Genomic DNA, 20,053 nt, shown 5'->3' on the forward strand with positions numbered 1-20,053 from the left:
ATTTTGAAAGAAAGAGTCTCAGAGATGAGACTCTTTTTTTTGTAAATAGCCGTAACGTAGTTCCGGCAATTTACTCCCGGGGTCACAGTGATGGGACTCTTTTTTTATAAATAGCCGTAACGTAGTGTAGGCAATTTATCCCCGGAGTCTTAGAAATTTTTGTTTTATTTCAATAGATTCAGATGGAGGTGATTTAAAAATAAGTAAGTCCTGTATGTGTTTTGTACAGGACTTACTTTTATACCTTATTCTTTTACCGGTTCGAATTCTTCTTTTCCCACTCCGCAAAGTGGACAAAGCCAATCGTCGGGCAGGTCTTCAAAAGCAGTACCCGGTTCAATGCCGTTGTCCGGATCTCCGATAGCCGGATCATAAATGTAGTCGCATACTGTGCAAATGTACTTTTTCATGGTATTTTAATTTTTGAGGTTATAGTATTGATAATACTTTTGCGAATATAGGTAAAAAAAGATTATAAAGAAGCCGGATGTAAATTTTGATTTGTGAAGTTTATCGGGTTTAGTTGTAATTTTAAAATGAACCGGCGGATTTGGGGGTAAAAGTTTGGCAGGATTGTAAAAGAAGCCGCGGAAACGCTTTCTCCGCGGCTGTTGGCAAAATGAGAAAAACAACTAGTTCAGACAAGTATCATGTTTATAGAATACAGATAAATTGTAAATGTCCGGTAGTTTTGTCGTTTTATTGACTAAATATTGTAATTCCTTTAGTTCTGTACTGTTGAGGGTACAATGAAACCCGTTGATGGGCATACGTAAAATATTTTTCGGCGATTGGGCATTTCGTGGTTTATAGCCTCGTATTTTGGCCCGTCAATAGCTGAGATATATTTACGGAATTCTTTCATTTCTTCTTCCGAAAAACGGAAAAAGAGATTTCCGAATTCGAGGTGGTAAGCTTTGCAATTCGGGCAAAACAGGAGTAAGCCGTTGGGTGTTGTATTTAGAATTTTCATAAATTGGAGTGTAAGATTTAAGTTTATGGTTTTTATGCAATTTTCTTTAAAGTTTTGCGTTGGATATAACGATCGCATTGTTGGCAAATATTGTATCCCAGCATTGTACCCAGAATAAAATCTTCTTCAGGACTCAGCTTATTCAACGGACGGTTACAAATCCTCCGGACCACACCGATACATTCTTTTTTCCCGAAAAACAGATTGATCCGGGACGGATTGATTACGTGTATAAAATAAGCAATCTCCAGTTTTTCCAAACGTTGCAGGGCAAATGCTTCGTCTTTTTTATCCAGTGTACATAGTACCATGCTGCGTATTCCTTTTTGAAACTCGTAGATGTGATGCACGAATATTTTTAAATCACCGGATAAAATGCAGGTGTCGGTCATGATTGAAATGTTTGGAATTAAAGAGTTTTTTTAAGTGCCTCCGTCCAGGATTTTATGCGTTCTTCGGTTTTATCCGCTTCATTGTTTTCGTCGATCAGCAGTCCGACAAACTCACCGTTGTTTACTTCAGCTGTAGAGGCATCGTATCCGTAGCCGGCTGTTTCTACCGATCCGGTAAATGTACATCCCAACCCCTGTAATTTTTCGTAAATTGTCCCTACGGCATCGCAGAATGTTCCTCCGAATCCACAACCGTCTCCGCATCCGAACAGGGCTATCGTCTTGCCATGAAGGTTACAGGCAGCCAGTGTGTCCAGAAAATCATACCAGTCGTCCTGTAAATCGCCGGTTCCCCAGGTTGAACTCCCTAAGATCAGGACTTCGTAATCTTCGATAGTATTGGCACTTGTGTTTCCGACGTTATGGACATCCGATGATGTGATTCCCAATTTCGACGCAATTTGTTCGGCAATGGATTCTGTTACTCCTGTCGTTGAACCGTAAAATATTCCAGTTTTTTTCATTTCATGTATTGTTTTAATTAAACTACGGTCAAAAGTAAAGGTTCCGGCTATGCCGGTAAATCACCTTTTATGGGGATTATTGGGGTAGGTTTCATAAGGATAAGGGAGAGGGTATAAAAAAAACGCAGATGATATCTTCATCTGCGATTTTTTTTAGTTAAGATCGTTTAGAATCTGGATTCAATGCTTTTCCAATCGATGATTGTCCAAAGGGCTTCCAGATGATCGGCCCGTCTGTTCTGGTAGTCGAGGTAATAGGAATGTTCCCATACGTCGATACCGAGCAGTGGAGTATAGCCTTTGGTCAGTGGATTACCTGCATTGCTCTCTTTGAGAATGACTAATTGACCTTCAGGTGTTTTTGCCAGCCATACCCAGCCGGAACCGAAAATAGCAGAGCCGGCTGCGGTAAATTCCTTTTTGAAATTGTCGAACGAACCCCATTCTTTTTCGATAGCTGCCCGTAATTTTCCTTCAGGGTACTGACGTGCATTCGGAGAGAACGTGTTGAAATATATCGTATGATTCCAGGTTTGTGCAGCATTGTTGAAAATTGCTCCGTCGGATTTTTTGACAATCGTTTCTAAATCGGCATTTTCAAACTCCGTTCCTGCAATGAGTTTATTCAGATTGTTGATGTAGGTCTGCAGATGCTTGCCATAATGGTAGTCGATGGTTTCTTTGCTGATCACGGGTGCCAGTGCATCGGCACTATAAGGTAATTGAGGTAATGTAAATTGTTTCATGGTTTTCGATTTTTGTGTTTGACATTTGTTGTAATCGTTGGCTTGAATTTGCTCGTTTCCTAAAAAGGTAAATAATACGCAACTGCATACAGCAATTATACATTTCGTTTTATTCATTTGCTTTTTTGTTTTAAAATTAACGATTAAAACAATCTGTGTCAAATACTATTTATTGATCGGTTCATAGAGGGAAGTAATAAGGCCTGTGTTTTAATTATTTAGAAGTGTTCTAAATTGCATGGGATTGTAAAAATATTTTTACCCGTTTTTCGTTTCGTATTTTTTGACGAATACGATCAATAGGATGAATCCCAATAGGGCAAAGGGAGCGCCTAATAATGCCGGATACCGGTAGCTGAATCCCGCTTGCAGGGGCAAGGCGCCGATGGTTGCTCCTAAGGCATTGCCCAGATTAAAGGCTACCTGAATACAGGCTGCCCCCAGAAGTTCTCCTCCTTTGGAGAAATGGATAATTGAAACCTGTAAAGGACTGGAAACGGCGAATAAACCCAGTGTGCAGATGCACATCAGTAAGGGCATGAGCCAATTGACGGAAGCTGCAAAGAAAATGGACAATAAGGTGATGCAAATAATAAATTGCATAGCGGCTGCCGTACGGCCGGGAGTAAATTTATCGGCCAGTCGTCCGCCGGTCAGATTACCGATAACCATACCGAATCCGGCCAATACCATCAGAAATGTGATACTTTCGGCGGAAAATCCCGATACATTTGTCAAAAGCGGGTTGATATAACTGTACCAACAAAATACACCTCCGTTACCGAACATTGTTGCCCCGAGAATGAGCCATGGGGCAGTGGTTTTCAGGAAACAGAATTGGCGTTTAAACCCTGTATCCGGGAGTCCTTCTACCTGTGGCACCCATTTCCAAATGTAGTAAAGTATGATGACTCCCCAGATGCCGACAAGCAGGAACGTGAGACGCCAGGACAACAGCGTACTGAGTGAAGTTCCCAGTGGAACACCGAAAAGATTGGCTATCGTCATACCGGCGATCATAATGGAAACCGCTTCCGAGCCTTTGCCTTTATCGGCTAGTTTTTCGGCGACGATAGAGGCTACACCGAAATAGGCTCCATGAGGAAGGCCGGATATAAACCGGGCGATAAGCATAAACTCATAATTGGGAGAAAAGGCTGCACAAATATTTCCTATCATCATGATAGCAACCAACCCCAATAGTATCTTTTTTAACGGTAGTTTTCGGGCAAGTGTCAACATGGGAGCTCCGGCACAGACGCCGAGTGCATAGGCGGAAATCAAATGCCCTGCGGTTGGGATACTGATGTGCAGATCTTTGGCTACGTAGGGCAGTATGGCCATCATGACGAATTCCGCTATTCCAAGTCCGAGCGTTCCGAATGCCAGTGCGATAAGACTTTTTTTCATCGTTATTCCTGCTTTTTTAATCAAATCATCTTTTTCTGACGCTTGTAATAATACGATTTCCTGTTATGAATTTGTTCCAAAATGCGGGTTCCGCTTTCGTCTGAACGGATGTGCAGCAAACGTAATATTTACAAAACAGGGGACCGTTTTAGCGGTCGGTTCCTTTATCGGATACCGGTCTGTCATTGGCGGCGAAATTACAAAATTTTATTTATGAGTGTTAGAACTCTGTATTTATATATCAGGTATTCCGGTAATGCTGAAAGCGACGATCCTTACCTGAAATGGTGATATGAATTCTTTTTACTACCCGATAGGCACGGCCTTTGCAGGACTTAAATAAATTTGGCTCTGCATTCGGTTTGTACTACCTTTGTAAAAAACAGGCTTGTGAAATCTATCTATCGGTATAATTTCTATAAAACGAAATATGGGGAGGAACTTTTAATAGATGTAGTCACATTAGACAGTATCAGGCAGCATATAAACAAGCATCCTTTGCATACCCTGTCTTATTATGATATTACTTTTATTACAAGTGGGGCAGGACATTTGACTATGGATGGGGAGCGCTATGCTCTTTGTCGGGGAGATATTGTATTTTCAAAACCGGGAGAAGTCCGGGCCTGGGATAAATGTGACCTTCCGCAAGGGTATGCTCTTATCTTTGAGGAGGAATTTTTGCTCTCGTTTTTCAATGACCGTTCTTTCATACAAAATCTTTCTTATTTTAGCAGGGATAGAGCATCTGCTAAAATGACCGCTGTAGGTATTTATTCCCGAATAGAGAATTTGATTCAGAATATTATTGCCGAAATAAATAACGGGCAATCAAAGGATAAACACATTTTGCGGGCATTGCTGTATGAGATACTGACGTTGTTGAACCGGGAATATTCGAAACAATGGGTGATTGCTTCCAGGCTTCGGAACCGGTATGCAGATGATTTTATCCATCTGGTTGATAGAGACTTTAAAATTCATCACGATACCGCACATTATGCCGGTGAATTATGTATTACTCCCAATTATTTGAATGAGATCGTTCAAAAAAGCATGGGAATCAGTCCTAAATGTTACCTCCGGAACAAACTCATTCAAGAGGCTAAAATATTATTAGCCTATAGCTCTCTTTCTGTATCTGAGGTAGCAGATCAGTTGAATTTTGAAAGTTCTTCATATTTTATACGTTTTTTCCGCAAGCAGACTGATCTGACGCCTTTGCAATACCGACTCCGTGTAAATCGTTGAAAAGTGCTGTTTCTTCCCTGATTTTTGCGGTATTGTTTTTCCGCTGTTTTCCTACGTTTGCAGAGTCATTTAAATAGAATATTATGAAAGATGTAGAAAAAACTGTCGGAAGAATTGTCGATAATCAAAAAGTGGCATTTATAAGTTCTGTTGATGCGGATGGTTTTCCGAATATGAAAGCAATGTTAGCTCCCCGGAAACGGGAAGGTATACGGATTTTTTATTTTACGACGAACACCTCTTCCATGCGTGTACAACAATATTTAAAGAACAACCGTTCGTGTCTTTATTTTTGTGACAGACGTTTTTTCAAAGGGGTAATGCTGAAAGGAACAATGGACGTTCTGACAGATTGTGAACATAAGGAACTGATCTGGGAAGAAGGTGATACGATGTATTATAAGGAGGGAGTTACCGATCCGGATTATTGTGTTTTAAAATTTACGGCATTTTGCGGGAGGTATTATAGCGATTTTAAATCGGAAAATTTTGTCGTCGATTGACGTGTTGTTGGCTTGTGAACCGAACCGGAAAGAGGGCTTGGGAGAGTAGTGCAAGTTCCGAAGCTCTCTTTTTCATTTGAATAGAATGAAATGATTTGCTATTCTGGTTATTTTTATAGTAAAACCTTAAGAACTCTTTTGTCGATTTTGGAATAAACAATTACTTTTGCATAAACATCAGATGATATGATGAAAGAGAATGCAAATTTAGTAATTCAGAAAAAGTCGCTGGCGGAGGAATTAGCGGAACAACTGCAAAATCAAATTAAGGATGGGAAATTTGCTGTCGGTCAGAAACTGCCGACCGAACCGGAGTTAATGCGTATATTCGGTGTTGGTCGTTCGACGGTGCGTGAAGCTGTAAAGATATTGGTTAATATGGGTTTCCTGAAAGTACAGCAGGGAGCCGGAACGTTTGTTGAGAACCTGACGGCATCGAATGAGCCGATGGAACAACGTCTTCGGCGTGCTGATATACACGATTTGGATGAAGTGCGGAAAATACTGGAAATTGCCATTGCCGGGCGGGCAGCGGAACGGCGTACGGAGCAGGACATTGAAAAGATTGAAGGGTTTCTTGACGAGCGGGGTAGGACAGCCGAAGCCGGACAATTAGAGGCGTGTATTGAAGCCGATGTCAATTTCCATATTGCTTTGGCGAAAGCCACGCACAACGAGATCTTATACGAGCTTTACCGGTCGGCTGCTATCTATCTGCGGAAAGGATTTGAGCACATTTATGTGGATACGGCTTGTTTCCTGGCTTCCCAGCCTACGCATAAGCAATTGGTTCGGCATATAATAGCCCAAGATGCCCGGGAAGCCTTACATACGATCAATATCATTTTACAGGAGCCGTAGTTATGAGCAAGAATTCTATACCTATGCCGTTGTCCCAGCTTGCGGCGGACAGAACCGTCTATCCGATCCTGTTTATGATCTGTATAACCCATCTGCTTAACGATATGATGCAGTCCGTTATCCCGGCGGTTTATCCGCTTTTGAAAGAGAAATTCGGTTTTACTTTTGCCCAGATCGGTATCATCACACTGGTTTTTCAGATGACTTCGTCGCTTTTGCAGCCTTTCGCCGGTCGCTATGCCGACCGGCACCCCCGCCCTTACTCACTGGCAGTCGGAATGTGTTTCACATTAACCGGTTTGCTTATGTTGTCCGTCGCATTCGGCTTTGGTCTGATTTTGCTTGCTGTCGGCCTGATCGGTTGCGGCTCTTCGGTTTTTCATCCCGAGTCGTCGCGGGTGGCACAACTGGCTTCGGGTGGCCGGAAGGGGTTAGCACAGTCTATATTTCAGGTCGGAGGAAATGCCGGCAGTGCTATGGGACCGTTGTTGGCAGCGTTAATTGTGATTCCTTACGGCCAGGCTTCCATCGGCTGGTTTGCCTTGGCTGCGTTGCTGGCTATATTTATTCTTGTAAAAATCGGGAATTGGTACAAACGGCAGTTGGCTGTAGTAGCCTGTAAATCTGTTGCGGCAACAGCGACACCGGTGCACGGACTTACCAAACGGAAAATCCGGCATGCTCTTTTAATCCTGGGGGTGCTGGTGTTTTCGAAATATTTTTATATCGCTTGCATGACTAACTACTTTACCTTTTTTCTGATGGATAAATTCGGAATGTCGGTACAGGGATCACAGTACTGTCTTTTTGCATTCCTTGCGGCATCCGCGGCAGGGACGTTTATCGGCGGCCCGGTGGGAGATCGTATCGGACGGAAATATGTCATCTGGGGCTCCATTCTCGGAGCTGCGCCTTTTACTTTACTGCTCCCTTATGCTAATCTGACTTGTACTATTGTGCTGGCAATTATTATCGGCCTTGTGATCTCATCGGCGTTCTCGGCTATTCTGGTTTATGCGACTGACCTTATGCCGGGAAAAGTCGGTATGATTGCTGGGGTATTTTTCGGATTGATGTTCGGATTGGGAGGCATCGGTTCGGCCTTTTTTGGCTGGTTGGCTGATAAAACCAGTATCGAATACATCTTCCGGATCAGTACCCTGCTGCCTCTGCTGGGTATAATTACAGGCTTGCTGCCGAATATCGAAAGTCGGACATCTGATAAATAACTGTTGAAACACTGTGAAGTGTAATTGTATTATTCGAAATTACATTAAAGGTCGTGCATACGACCGTATTTAGGATATTGCCATAAGATATCTTTACAACTCTGGTGCGTTGTTATGCGATAAATTCCCGGAAAGTAAAGCTACTTACCATCGAGCAGGCGGAGATGTGCAGGCTGTTTGTTCCGAAAAAAGGAACGATTTAATTTTAGATTTACGATTTATGATTTACGATTTACGATTTACGATTAAAAAAATCTGATAACGAGTCAAGTTGCCAAACAATTTACACTTTATATGAATTGTTATTATAAGTAATTTACGAATCTGACTTATTTTGCAAACCTGAACCGGAATTTAAAAAATGAGTTGCCGGATATGAAAGGTTTTTCCCGATATAACCTTTGGGCCGGAAGATCCGCTGAAAAGGCAAATACAGATGACTGAGAGTAAAGCGTGTTTACACTCCTTTAGGAAACGGGAGCAGATAATAAAAATTGGCCTATAGGGAGGATAAATAGAAAAAATAATTAGTTTTGTCTTAATGATAAAACGATTGATAGCCTGTTGCGGATTAGATTGCGAAAATTGCGATGCCCGCATAGCCACTGTCCGGAATGACAATGAGCTGAGAGAAAAAACCGCCCAAAAGTGGAGTGTAATGAACAATGCACCGGAGATTACGGCAGCCACCATAAATTGTATGGGGTGTCGTGCAGACGGAGTGAAATTTGCGTATTGCAGCGATTATTGTGAAATCCGCAAATGTGTATATGAAAAAGGATTTAATACCTGCGGTGACTGCAAAGAGTTGGAGAGTTGTCCGATTGTCGCTCCTATTTTTCAGCATGCTCCCGGCGCAAAAGAAAATCTTCTGTCTTCGACAACACTCTGAAGTCTGAAAACTTTCCGAAAATGTCCAAAACGTTGCTATTTTTATTGGCTTTAGGCTGGCTTGTGTTGTTTAAGGTGTTTGTAAATACGATATTGTAAATAAATTTGTAAGTATAAATTCAGACACGAGCGCAATAACATATGAAAATCACAGATACCGTTTGTATCTGTTTATACAGTAGAGGAATAGAATTATTGTTTGAGATGGGGTATTAATTATATGTTATTTGTAGTATGTATTATGCTTTCATAAATTATATTATTAAACTAATAATTTCTTATCTTATAATTGTCATGATGAATTGAAATATTCCTATTTGGCTTTGTTTGTCAAACGGGACGACGCTTTAGCAATACATTACTTCTTCGTCGCCTTCCGTGAGTAAAAGGATACTATTTTTTGTTGTTTATCTGGCATTGATGATCTGTTTATTCTACGTCCAATCGCCTGTCTTTCGGGTATTTCACCTTGTAGCGCAAAATAATATCGCGTTGTTCGCCGGGTTTCAATGTCAGTGGCCAGGTAATGATACCTGTGTTTTCATCCAGCTTGCCGCCACTTAGTTCTTCAGCTGTCACCACAATACTGCTGTTCGCGGAGACGGGTACCTGATCGCAGAGGGTTAGTTCAACTGCCTGCAAACGATGATTCCGAACGGATATTTTCCAACTGATGGTCTGTGTTTGAGAGGAGCCCATTAGTTTCCGCGAGGTATATTCATGCTCTTTTGTCCGTTGTACGGCAATCTGGTGGTCGCGTCCCAGGGAAAATGAAAGCGTATCTCCGGGAGTGCTTAGGTCGAGTACCGACTTGCCGATAAATGTTTTCTCAAAATAAATGTTGGCTTCTCCTTCCAGCAAGTTCAGTTTATTCCAGTCGGTAAGCCGGGCCATCAGAAAGGCGTCTTTATCGATCTTCGGTGTACATTGGTAAACGTAAGAAGCAGGAAGGTCATAGCGGCCGATTTCCGCCACGACGGGTTTGTTATTTGAAAGAATCGTATAAGGTATCTTGATATCGAATTCATAGCCTGTCACTTGCCGGGTTGGTTTGACTTCCATTGGTATACTTTCGACAGCTTCTTCTTCTTCTTCTACGATTGCCGCAGCTTTCAGCGCTTTCCGGGGAGAAGAAGCATAACCGGTAACAACCACTTCGTCAAGACTTTGTGAGTCGGGGCTTAGTCGGATGTTTTGCGTATTGCTGCGTATTTCAGTTGTCTGTGGAATATAGCCGATGTATGCAAATTCCAACCGGCCTTGCCCTTCCGGCATAGTAAGTGAATAATGGCCGTCGATGTCTGTTGTACAACCAACGGTAGTACCAGGAATCCTGACAGTAGCACCGGCTAAAGGTTCGTTGGTTTTGGCATCCGAAATGATCCCCGATATGTTGTTTCCATTCATTTCATTGCGGTAGTTGGGAGCCGCCCAACCGTAATTCAGGCGGTAAGACTCTAAGCGGGGAGCTACATTCCCCGTTGACGGACTGGAAGAAGAAAGCGACAGATCGATGTTTTTCCACTCTTCGCCTGTGTGTTGGAAAATATTGGCTTTATAGATGATGGAAAGCGGTTCTGCAAGGCTTTCCGAACGAATGTCGTAAGAAGGAAACCAACCGGCATTCTTTACATAATAACTTAAGGTAAATGTTGCAGTACAAGCGGCCGGAGCGTGAATACCCACCAGGATTTCACCGGTACGTTTCATGTCTTTACCCTTTGCCTGGCGCAGTTCCCGGAGCAATTGCTGATACTGTTCGGTCAGTTCTTCCAATTGATTACGGGTAGCCAATTCTTTGGCAGTAAGCTCTTTCATCTGTTCTGCAAAATAAGCGGTTGCTTCCCGGATGGTTGCTATTGACAAAGTATTGCTTTTATTGCCCAGTGTACAATTGTTTTTCAGTATTTCCTGCTCGGCTTTCACTAGGGCGAGAGCCGATTTCCGTTCTTCCTGTTGTTTCTCCACTTTTCTCAAAGTCTGCTGTAAGTGCTCCTGCTGACGACTGACATCCACACTATCCAGGAAGTTATATTGCAGATTAACATTTGTGATTGTAAGCTTGCCCTTTGCACTCACTTGCATGCTCCGGGCATCGAGATAAGGCGAAAGCCCGGTGAATATCAAGGATGAGTTTCCGGCCGGGAGTTCCACCTGTTTAGTACGGGTCACCTGTGCCCCATCGATAAATAGCATCACTTTCTCTGCTGTTGTTTCTACTTTACGTTGTGATGTTGCGGCCGTTGCCGTCATACACAAACAAAGAGTAAACCATAAATAATTCCTGAATTTTTTCATTATCCTGATATAAATTGGTTCAACTGTAAAAAATTCAGAGGTAAAAGTAAAAATTAAAAAGAAATAATGTGGTGTAAGTGTAAAATTATTCTAAATGAGATTGACTGTCGGATGTGTTTTGGCAGGTTTACACTATGCATGTACAGAAACGATTAAATATGCCTTGAAGGCTTTGGTAAAGACAAAATAGCGGGAATGACAGACCGATTATTGGCTTCGTAATTAATTTTATAGCTTTGTATAAAATATGAAGAGCAAAATGAATACTGATTATAAGGTCGGAGATTTGATTTACGATGCAAATATTTATGATGGATTAAATACTTTCCTGTCCGATTTGCAGTTTTATAAAAAGTGGTTGCCGAAAAATGAGGATGCTAAAATACTTGAACTTTGTTGTGGCACTGGCAGGCTTACGATTCCAATTGCAAAGGATGGATACAATATTTGTGGGGTAGATTACACTTTATCAATGCTTGAGCAAGCAAAGGTAAAAGCTTCCGAAGTGGGATTAGGAATTAATTTCATTGAAGCGGATATTAGAACATTGAACTTGCAAGAAAAATTCGACCTTATTTTTATGCCGTTTAATTCAATTCATCATTTATATAAAAATGAAGATTTATTCAAGACACTAAAGAGGGTTAAAAATCATCTTAAAGCAGAGGGCTTCTTTCTGTTAGATTGCTTTAATCCTAATATTCAGTATATTGTTAAAGGTGAAAAAGAGCAAAAAGTAATAGCGGAATATACAACCAACGATGAAAGAAACGTGTTGATAAAACAGACCATGTTTTATGAAAATGCAACTCAAATTAATCGCATAAAATGGCATTATTTTATAAATGATAAGTTTCATTCAGTTCAAAATATGGATATGAGATTGTTTTTCCCTCAAGAATTGGATTCATATCTGGGATGGGCTGGATTTAATGTTATTCACAAATTTGGAAATTTTGAAGAAGCAGCATTTAACGATCATTCAGAAAAACAGATATACGTTTTAGCATTAAAATGAAAGAATGATGAGTAAGCTAATCAAGACCGATTTAAAGGTTATACTTACTCTCTATCTTAATGGAGTAATAAAATACTAATTTCATGTATTCCTAAACTCATATATTTTTGGTTGGTGGTAAATTTTCCAAAAGTATATAAGAGTAGATTTTTCGTATTTTTCTACCACGAAAAAAGAGCCGACGAACATATATTTGTCAGCTCTTATATATTGCAAAAAAGGGTTAGTGCTTATTTGTATTCAACGGTAATTGTCCCCTCTAAAATTTTTTTGCTGGTCTCTGTTTTATAGCCTTTCATCACTGTAACATAACCGTCTTTGTCAAATTCGTATTCGTAACTATTTTCCACTATGTAATCCGAAAGAAAAATAGCGTAGTAAAACGCTATAATCCTGTTCGTTGATACTAAAATCGGCTAAATGATTAGCCAATTCTTCAATAGCTTCTACAATTTCAGATGCGGAAACTTTGCGCTGCGAATATTCCGATAATAAGCGGGAAATCTCTGCTTTGACATTTTTTCTAACATGTTTTGCGTTGTAATAAGAATTACATTTAAATAATCATACACCCGTTTTTACTATTTTAAAGTTGTGATAGAGTATTATCGTATATAGAAAATAGAAACTTTTAATCAATTTACAATTTAGATAATTTCATTTCGGTTGCCAAGGTTTATGAAGTATTTGTCCTATATAAATAATAGCAACCGTTAATGTCTTGATTTGAATTGATTTACCAATTATTATTAGAATTACAGCTATTAGTATCATCATAATGCCAACAGCCAACCGTAGAGTGAATATTTCATTGAATATAGTAATACCGATAACCACCGCAGTGAGTGGTTCCAATGCGCCCATGATAGCAGTAGGTGTTGAACCTATTTGGCGTACTGCAATTACCATAAATACTAAGGATATAACAGTAGGAACCAATGCAAGCATTATAGCAAACATCCACATAGAAGAGGTTGTAAGTAACTGTAAATGATTGTTGCTGTCAAAAAATGATTGAACCATGATAGTTAATGTACAAAATAGCAGCACATAAAACGTTAGCTTTATAGATGACATTTTTAAAGAGGATTTATTTACAGCAACTATATAAAGTGCATAAGAAAGGGAGGATAGCATAACAAGCGATACTCCCGTTGCATTTAACACGCTACCATTATTCCCTTTGTATAACAGTCCTATGCCCCCAATAGCCAAAAGAATAGATAAAACCGTAATTAAGGATGTTTTTTCTTTAAAGAAAATAGCCATGATGACAGTTACAATAACAGGATATACGAACAGAATTGTAGACGCTATTCCTGCATCCATGTAGTGGAAACTTAAAAACAGGGTCAGCGAAGATGCCGCAAACAAAATCCCTAACCCTGCCAAAATTCCTAATTCTTTTCGTGTAACCCTGAACGATTTATTTTGTATAAACATTAACCCACCGAGAAAAAAAGTTGCAAGTAAGAAGCGGTAAAATAATATAGAGTTAGCGTTTATTCCAGCTTCATAAAGAGATAATGCCCCAAGTGGATTTGTCCCATAGCTGATTGCTGCAATAATCCCATAAATTGAACCTTTGAATTTTGCATCCATTTTATTAAGTACTACATCAAAATTAGTTATACATTTTACCCGACATAACAAGCTGAAATTAAAGGATATAACAAAATAACGAAATAAGTCGGGGGACTTATGTAATTTATCTATAAAATTAAAGCCAGCACAGGGATTAATATACCTGCCAATAATTCAATTCCCCCTATTCCGAACAAACCTCGTTTACCTTTATTCATTAGAATACCGCTTATACATATCAATATAAGACATACCGCAAATAGGTCTGAGAAATAGGTCCACCATGTTCCCGGGTTATAATGGAGAAATGAGAGTTGATAAAAAACCGGTCTTTTCTTTATTCCTTCATAAGTAACATTTCCTGTTTGAGTATCAAGAATATAGGATGAACCACTTTTCAAGAAAACTTTTACCGTTGAGTTATTCGGATAAAAATGTTTGATATAATTATCCTGCTCGCCTACCTCTTTTAACAACTGTATTATTTCATTTTTATTAAATTTATGGGAGGTAGGGAATGTCCCCTTCACCGTATAATTGTTTACAGTTATATCGTATTTCGGATTAAAATCCTTTAAATGATTCATCGTTATGCCCGATACTGCATAAATAAGAATCACTCCCATAAAGAAAAAGGATAGATGAAAATGAACCGTCCTGCAATACCGTCGGAACAAATTCCCTATCCGTAATCTGCCTGTTATTTCTTTATCCATATATTGATTATTTCTGAAATAAAGAGTTGGTGTTTAGAAGGCTCGTTGTTATAAGATTCTTCCATAATTTTCTCTTTATAAGGTTGAGTCAAATTTGTATAGTCCATCTCTTGAACGAACATTTTCTTACATTCTATAATCATTCGGGCCTCTTCAAAACTCATTAGTCCGGAAGGGGTTTCCAATGGGGTCAACCCTGCTTCTGACACTTTATCAGTATCTCGTCCCGATTTTGTTCCACAAATCCGAAGTGCTCCCCGATATTCTTCTGTAAAAAAACTGAGTGTAAAACTTTCTTCTCGTTGCAAAAATTGATAAGTATGCCTTGAATCACGAACTACAATAAAAGTAGATGGTCTGCTCCACATATAGCCAACCCCTCCCCACGCTGCTGTCATTGTGTTATAAGAACTTTTATTTCCTGCTGTCACCAGCATCCATTGCTTACCTATTAAGTCTATTACGTTATCAGGAAGGTCGGTTGCTTCCATCCGGTCATAATGAGATTGCCAACCTGTGGTACTCGTGCTGTCTTCATTCTGTGTGAAGACTACTTTGTCTGATTTTTTACTGTTTTCCATACATGAAGTAATTAAAAATATACCTAAAATCATTGGAAATAATGTTATCTTTTTCATTTTCTGCTATTTAGTTAATGATTATTTTGCAAAGGTAGGCGGAAATAGGATTGAAATACTTGTATTCACATTATATTATTTTGTATATTTACGCTATGAGAAAGTGCAGCCAGTTTGAATCATTAAAGATTATAGATGTAATTGAGGAAGAATATTCTTGCGAATTACATGCCCAAGATCATTTTGAAATCATCTATATTCATTATGGGTGTGGGGACCATTTTTTTAATGAAGTTACAATTCCATATGAAAAAGGGGATTTATTTCTGCTTGCACCCGGTGACCGCCATTATTTCACAGTAAAAACTATAACGCGCTTTACCTATATTAAATTTACTTCAAGCTATTTTGAGACTTATGACCGCTCCCATAAGTCCTTTTCACGAGAAATAACTCCAACTTCCATCATGGAAATTCAATGGCTGAAAGAGGACAAGATAACGGTGAGTGAACCTTGCCAGACTATATTGAAGAATATTTTTGAGAATATTATCCTATATAATTCAACGATTAACGTACTTCGTTCGTCTATTGTGTATTATCATATTCTTTCCATTTTCGGAATGATAAAAGAATACATTGAGAACCGGAATATTGAATTAAAGAAGAAAACTCCAACTAACGCTCATATAGCAGCATATATTCAAGAGAATATATCTAACCGTGACTGTATTTCCATCCATATGATTGCTAATCATTTTAATATTTCGCCATCTTATTTCAGTACTTATTTCAAGCGGAATTTCGAGATAAGTTATAAAGAATATATCGAAAAGATGCAATTACAACTCATCAAGCGCAGATTAGAAACCGGAGAAATCAAGTTGAAAGAAATTGCGGATGAATTTGGTTTTACAGATGTAAGCCATTTATCCAAATTCTTTAAAAGGCATGAAGGTATTAATCCTTCTGCTTATAAAAATGTAGGAAAATAGGAGATTGTATCTCAGGTAAATAGAATGATATTTCATGTTGTTGAACTTTATGTATCTTACTATAGGTATTTTATAAGATTGTTAAGTTGTAAAATTCATTCGCACAGCTCTTGTATATTTTAATTCAGCGAAAGGAAGAAAAGTCTTTGCATCTGTAAAGACAGAAAGCGGGACTTATATCACCTTAACGCCCAAGCAGGTACTGGTATACCGGAACGAACGAAAGGAGAACGCCCACTTTCTGATAAGTATAGTATATATGATACACCTATACGAACCATATTCATGAACGTTGCTCACAATCATTCTGACCGTTCCTTCTTCACTACCAACTACACCAAAATTACCAGTTTTGCTTGATCAGGATGCATGTTATACAACGCAACATAAAATATTTCAAAATATACAGACACCTCTTGCGTCTGTTTATACAGCAAAAAAAAGAATTATTGTTAAATATCCAATTTTCGAAGGGGATATTAATGCCATATCCTTTGTATGGTGTATTTTGTTTTTATAAATTATGTTTTAAACTAATAATTATCTATCTTGCAATCATTATGATTAATTGAAATATTCATTCGACGAAATGGCTAAGAAAGATTTATTTGAAAAAGGCTTTGATGAAAGTACTAAAATAAAATTATTACTTTTCAGAAAGTACATTGAATCCTGGATACCAACTTTCATTCATAGTTCACCATTTGAAAAAATTCTTATTTATGATTTTTTTGCAGGTGAAGGTCAGGATGTTTATGGAGAAAAAGGAAGCCCGTTGATTATAATGGATTGTTTAAAGCAATATTGTGAAGATATAAGGAATAAAAACAAAAAGATTTTTATAACTTTAAATGATTATGATAAGAAAAAAGCGGAGAAATTATTAGCTTTGACACAGGCTTTTAAAGAAAAATGCGGAGCTTGTAATCATTGCTCTTTAGAGGTTAAAAATGATGCTTTTCAGAATTTGTTCAGTGCTGAATATCAAGTAATAAAACAGGCTACCCCTACTTTTTTATTAATAGATCAATATGGGGTATCGCAAGTGACAGAAAGTGTATTCAGGCAATTAGTAGATGCTCCCCGAACAGATTTTTTGTTCTTTATTTCTTCTGCAACCATCAGGAGATTTAAAGATAATGAAGGCATTAATAAAAAAATAAAAGTGAGTCAGATACAGTTTGAAGAAAGCAAACCATATGAATGTCATGAAAAAGTTTATAACTATTATAAAACATTAATTAATGGTGATTACTATTTAGGACGTTTCTCTATCAAGAAAGTAACTAATTATTACGGCTTGATTTTTGGTTCGCATCATCCTTTAGGATTGGAAAAATTTCTGAGTGCTTCGTGGAGTATTGATGTCAATAATGGAGAAGCTAATCATGAGATAGATGAAACGAAACAATACGAAGGTTCGTTTATGAATTTATTCGATGAGGTTTCCGGAATCAGTACATTCAAGACAAAACTGGAATCTTATGAAGAACATTTACTGGATTATTTTTCTGTTCCCAGAACAAATCAGGAGATATATAAATTTTCGTTGGAATCGGGAATCAGTATTCCAAAAACAGTAGATATTTTGAGAAAATTGGAAAAGGAAAGAAGGATTTGTGTAGAGGGAGGAGACAAGCGGAAAAGCGGAGCTTTTTATTTGTCTCACAACTCCGATAAAATTATTAAGGTAGCTAAAAATGAAAACAACAAAAATTGAATGGACTGATAGTACCTGGAATCCGACTACGGGATGTACGAAGATTTCGGAGGGATGCCGACACTGTTATGCTGCCACTATGGCCTTGCGTCTGAAAGCAATGGGTATAAAAAAATACAGAGAGGGTTTTGAATTGGTTTTACATCCTGAAACTTTGAATGAACCATTGAAATGGAAACAGTCGCGAACAATTTTTGTCAATTCGATGAGCGACTTGTTTCATAAAGATATTCCTTTCGAATTTATCGATCAGGTTTTTGAAGTCATAAAGCATACTCCACAGCATCGTTATCAGGTTTTAACGAAGCGGGCAGATATATTGAAGCAATATTTTGCGACCCGTCGTGTGCCCACTAACGTCTGGCTGGGTGTCACCGTTGAAAATCCAAAAGTAAAAAGCAGAATTGATGATTTACGTGATATTCCTGCAACAGTGAAATTTTTATCTTGCGAACCTTTATTGGAAGATCTGGGGAGCATGGATCTGACCAATATTGATTGGGTGATCGTTGGTGGAGAAAGTGGTACAAATGCCCGTCCTATGAAAGAAGAATGGGTTTTAAATATTGAGAAGCAATGCCGGATTCAGGGTTCTGCTTTCTTTTTCAAACAATGGGGCACATGGGGGGCAGACGGAATTAAGCGAAATAAAAAAGAAAATGGGAAACTTTTGCAGGGATATGTAAAACAAGAGTATCCTACCTTCGTGTAATATAGAAATAAACCATTTCAAAGAAGAGAAAATAGTATTGTATTTTTGTTTATAGCTCACCTTGAAAAGTGAGCTTTTTTATCAGAATAAAATTATTCTAAAGATAGATATTATTTTTTAATGGGATCACGGACGTGACAGTTAGTGGGCTTCCAAATGGATTTGCTGTCGGGTTACCATTGAACCCGGAAATGAGCCCATATAATAGCCCTAAAACAGGCTCGTCGTTGGGCTCGTCATTGAAACACAAAATGATAGTGTCCCTAAAAGTGTGTATGTACTCCTTTTTTCTATCATCTTTGCAAATCTATTTTTTTTTAATAAAATAAACTCGATTCTAAGAAATTATAAATAGGATATTTATAAATATCCGCGTTCTGTGCCACTGTTCCCATTAACAGAATGACGGCCCGTGGATTTGGCATGGCCCCCCTCATGTTAATCACTCTTTTATAATCCCTGTTCAGTCTTTCAATCCAGTTAGTGGTGTAAATCATACCCCTGATTTTCCTTTCATATTTAAAGTATGTAAAGTAAAATCTGTACCTTTCATGTTGATATCTTTTCAGTGGTGGATAGTTTTTCTGCCATCTTTGAATAAAGTCTTTAAATGCTTGAAACGCCTTTTCCGGATTGATGTTCCATTGATCGGGCGCGCATATTTGTTTAAGCTCTTCCATGACTTGCTTCTTGTCTCTTGGTTTGACTTTATTCACGATATTCCTTTTCAGATGAACGGTACAAAGCTGCAGATCCGCTCCAGGAAAAGTATCTGCCAGGATGTTCTCGATACCTGCCAGTCGATCACATACCAGTAGATTCACCACTTTAACGCCTCTTTCCTTGAGGTCTTCAAACACGTCTTTCCAGTTCGTGGCACTTTCCGTGGGGAAGTTCACGACAGTCAGTACTTCCCGGGTGCGGTCTTCTTTTACCCCTAAAACAGTGTAGTAGGCTTCATTACTGACCGATTCATCACGACGCGTGAGAACGTAAGTGGCATCGGTATAAAGAATCGGGTAACGGGAGTCGAGCTTACGTTTCAGCCAAGCGTTGACATCTTCACGAGCGGTGTTTAAAAGACGGCTTACCTGACTTTTACTATAGTGCTTACCGTAAAACTGTTCATAGATTTTACCTACCTGCTCCGTGGTCAGGCCAGAACAATACAAGCTACTGACAAGTTTCTGGGCTTCTTCCTCCTGATCTTTTAATATCCCCAGCAACATCGGGTAAAAGTTACTATGGCGACTACGCGGAACTCGAAGTTCAAACACTTTTCCGCCATGACAGACTCGACGATCACGATAACCGTTGCTCACGTCAGATAATTCTTCATTGTGAAAACGACGCTCCGAAATCATCAGACTTTCCAAACCTTGTTTGATTAAACCCTCAAGACCGGATTCCCCATTTGTGATTTCAGAAATTATTTCCGAAATTTGTTCATGTGTAAATTCCATAATCTATCATTTTTGAAACTTCCATTACAAAAATAATAAAAGTGGGATTTACACACTTTTTGAAACACTATCCACAAATGGGTATCTGCCGGTTTAAACAGATCGCTCGAAACCACGAAAAACAGGAAAAGAAAAAAGGTAGTCACTTTCGTAACTACCTGATTCAGAGAGCGGAAAACGGGACTCAAA

The 20,053-nt window shown here is 38.9% G+C and carries 20 protein-coding genes; 9 read left to right on the forward strand and 11 right to left on the reverse strand.

Annotated features, from left to right (window positions below; genetic code table 11):
• Positions 1–245 precede the first annotated feature (245 nt).
• From rd to araJ, 6 genes are all read right to left on the reverse strand, one after another.
• On the reverse strand, positions 246–410 hold the full coding sequence (gene rd, locus DD657_RS04105) for a rubredoxin (protein ID WP_068688229.1): 165 nt from the start codon (positions 408–410) through the stop codon (positions 246–248).
• 314 nt (positions 411–724) lie between these two features.
• Complete coding sequence (locus DD657_RS15180) at positions 725–1,051, reverse strand: DUF6686 family protein (protein WP_353745283.1); 327 nt, start codon at positions 1,049–1,051, stop codon at positions 725–727.
• Complete coding sequence (locus DD657_RS04110) at positions 1,006–1,365, reverse strand: DUF2023 family protein (RefSeq protein WP_287048600.1); 360 nt, start codon at positions 1,363–1,365, stop codon at positions 1,006–1,008. The genes DD657_RS15180 and DD657_RS04110 overlap by 46 nt, the downstream gene beginning before the upstream one ends.
• Positions 1,366–1,382: 17 nt before the next feature.
• The gene (locus DD657_RS04115; protein ID WP_068688235.1) at positions 1,383–1,889 is read right to left on the reverse strand and encodes a flavodoxin; all 507 of its coding nucleotides are present in this window, start codon (positions 1,887–1,889) and stop codon (positions 1,383–1,385) included.
• 167 nt (positions 1,890–2,056) lie between these two features.
• Positions 2,057–2,635 carry a superoxide dismutase gene (locus DD657_RS04120; RefSeq protein WP_118774352.1) on the reverse strand — a complete coding sequence of 193 codons (579 nt, stop codon included), beginning with the start codon at positions 2,633–2,635 and terminating at the stop codon, positions 2,057–2,059.
• A gap of 258 nt (positions 2,636–2,893) precedes the next feature.
• On the reverse strand, positions 2,894–4,045 hold the full coding sequence (gene araJ, locus DD657_RS04125) for an MFS transporter AraJ (RefSeq protein ID WP_287048603.1): 1,152 nt from the start codon (positions 4,043–4,045) through the stop codon (positions 2,894–2,896).
• A 390-nt stretch (positions 4,046–4,435) separates the two neighbouring features.
• Here araJ and DD657_RS04130 point away from each other — a divergent pair, with 390 nt between their 5' ends.
• The 5 genes from DD657_RS04130 to DD657_RS04150 all read left to right on the forward strand — a co-directional run bounded on the left by DD657_RS04130 (position 4,436) and on the right by DD657_RS04150 (position 8,781).
• Entirely contained in the window at positions 4,436–5,296 is an 861-nt protein-coding gene (locus DD657_RS04130; protein ID WP_021989040.1) for an AraC family transcriptional regulator, read from the forward strand.
• Positions 5,297–5,379: 83 nt separating this feature from the next.
• Positions 5,380–5,799 carry a pyridoxamine 5'-phosphate oxidase family protein gene (locus tag DD657_RS04135; protein ID WP_021989041.1) on the forward strand — a complete coding sequence of 140 codons (420 nt, stop codon included), beginning with the start codon at positions 5,380–5,382 and terminating at the stop codon, positions 5,797–5,799.
• 186 nt (positions 5,800–5,985) lie between these two features.
• The gene (locus tag DD657_RS04140; RefSeq protein ID WP_021989042.1) at positions 5,986–6,660 is read left to right on the forward strand and encodes a FadR/GntR family transcriptional regulator; all 675 of its coding nucleotides are present in this window, start codon (positions 5,986–5,988) and stop codon (positions 6,658–6,660) included.
• A 2-nt stretch (positions 6,661–6,662) separates the two neighbouring features.
• Positions 6,663–7,889: an MFS transporter gene (locus DD657_RS04145; RefSeq protein WP_502696214.1), complete on the forward strand. Its 1,227-nt coding sequence runs from the start codon at positions 6,663–6,665 to the stop codon at positions 7,887–7,889.
• Positions 7,890–8,430: 541 nt separating this feature from the next.
• Positions 8,431–8,781 (forward strand): DUF3795 domain-containing protein, encoded by a 351-nt coding sequence (locus tag DD657_RS04150; RefSeq protein ID WP_118774346.1) that lies wholly within the window; start codon positions 8,431–8,433, stop codon positions 8,779–8,781.
• Between the two features lie 428 nt (positions 8,782–9,209).
• Here DD657_RS04150 and DD657_RS04155 read toward each other — a convergent pair whose 3' ends face one another.
• Entirely contained in the window at positions 9,210–11,078 is a 1,869-nt protein-coding gene (locus DD657_RS04155; protein ID WP_287048605.1) for a mucoidy inhibitor MuiA family protein, read from the reverse strand.
• A 259-nt stretch (positions 11,079–11,337) separates the two neighbouring features.
• Between DD657_RS04155 and DD657_RS04160 the strand changes: the two genes are divergently transcribed.
• Complete coding sequence (locus DD657_RS04160) at positions 11,338–12,096, forward strand: class I SAM-dependent methyltransferase (protein WP_287048618.1); 759 nt, start codon at positions 11,338–11,340, stop codon at positions 12,094–12,096.
• 657 nt (positions 12,097–12,753) lie between these two features.
• Here DD657_RS04160 and DD657_RS04165 read toward each other — a convergent pair.
• The 3 genes from DD657_RS04165 to DD657_RS04175 all read right to left on the reverse strand — a co-directional run bounded on the left by DD657_RS04165 (position 12,754) and on the right by DD657_RS04175 (position 15,034).
• Complete coding sequence (locus DD657_RS04165) at positions 12,754–13,698, reverse strand: EamA family transporter (RefSeq protein WP_287048607.1); 945 nt, start codon at positions 13,696–13,698, stop codon at positions 12,754–12,756.
• A gap of 110 nt (positions 13,699–13,808) precedes the next feature.
• Positions 13,809–14,396 carry a PepSY-associated TM helix domain-containing protein gene (locus tag DD657_RS04170; RefSeq protein ID WP_287048609.1) on the reverse strand — a complete coding sequence of 196 codons (588 nt, stop codon included), beginning with the start codon at positions 14,394–14,396 and terminating at the stop codon, positions 13,809–13,811.
• Positions 14,381–15,034 carry a flavin reductase family protein gene (locus tag DD657_RS04175; protein WP_068688253.1) on the reverse strand — a complete coding sequence of 218 codons (654 nt, stop codon included), beginning with the start codon at positions 15,032–15,034 and terminating at the stop codon, positions 14,381–14,383. Before DD657_RS04175 ends, DD657_RS04170 begins: the two co-directional genes overlap by 16 nt.
• 95 nt (positions 15,035–15,129) lie before the next feature.
• Between DD657_RS04175 and DD657_RS04180 the strand changes: the two genes are divergently transcribed.
• From DD657_RS04180 to DD657_RS04190, 3 genes are all read left to right on the forward strand, one after another.
• Positions 15,130–15,969: an AraC family transcriptional regulator gene (locus tag DD657_RS04180; RefSeq protein ID WP_287048611.1), complete on the forward strand. Its 840-nt coding sequence runs from the start codon at positions 15,130–15,132 to the stop codon at positions 15,967–15,969.
• A 589-nt stretch (positions 15,970–16,558) separates the two neighbouring features.
• Complete coding sequence (gene tcmP, locus DD657_RS04185; protein WP_287048613.1) at positions 16,559–17,689, forward strand: three-Cys-motif partner protein TcmP; 1,131 nt, start codon at positions 16,559–16,561, stop codon at positions 17,687–17,689.
• On the forward strand, positions 17,670–18,401 hold the full coding sequence (locus DD657_RS04190; protein WP_068688255.1) for a phage Gp37/Gp68 family protein: 732 nt from the start codon (positions 17,670–17,672) through the stop codon (positions 18,399–18,401). The genes tcmP and DD657_RS04190 overlap by 20 nt, the downstream gene beginning before the upstream one ends.
• Before the next feature lie 317 nt (positions 18,402–18,718).
• On the opposite strand, the gene DD657_RS04195 is transcribed toward DD657_RS04190, so the two are convergent.
• The gene (locus DD657_RS04195; protein ID WP_287048615.1) at positions 18,719–19,864 is read right to left on the reverse strand and encodes an IS256 family transposase; all 1,146 of its coding nucleotides are present in this window, start codon (positions 19,862–19,864) and stop codon (positions 18,719–18,721) included.
• Positions 19,865–20,053 lie beyond the last annotated feature (189 nt).

Origin of the sequence: Culturomica sp., assembly GCF_003524185.1 — a bacterium.
GTDB lineage: Bacteria > Bacteroidota > Bacteroidia > Bacteroidales > Marinifilaceae > Culturomica > Culturomica massiliensis.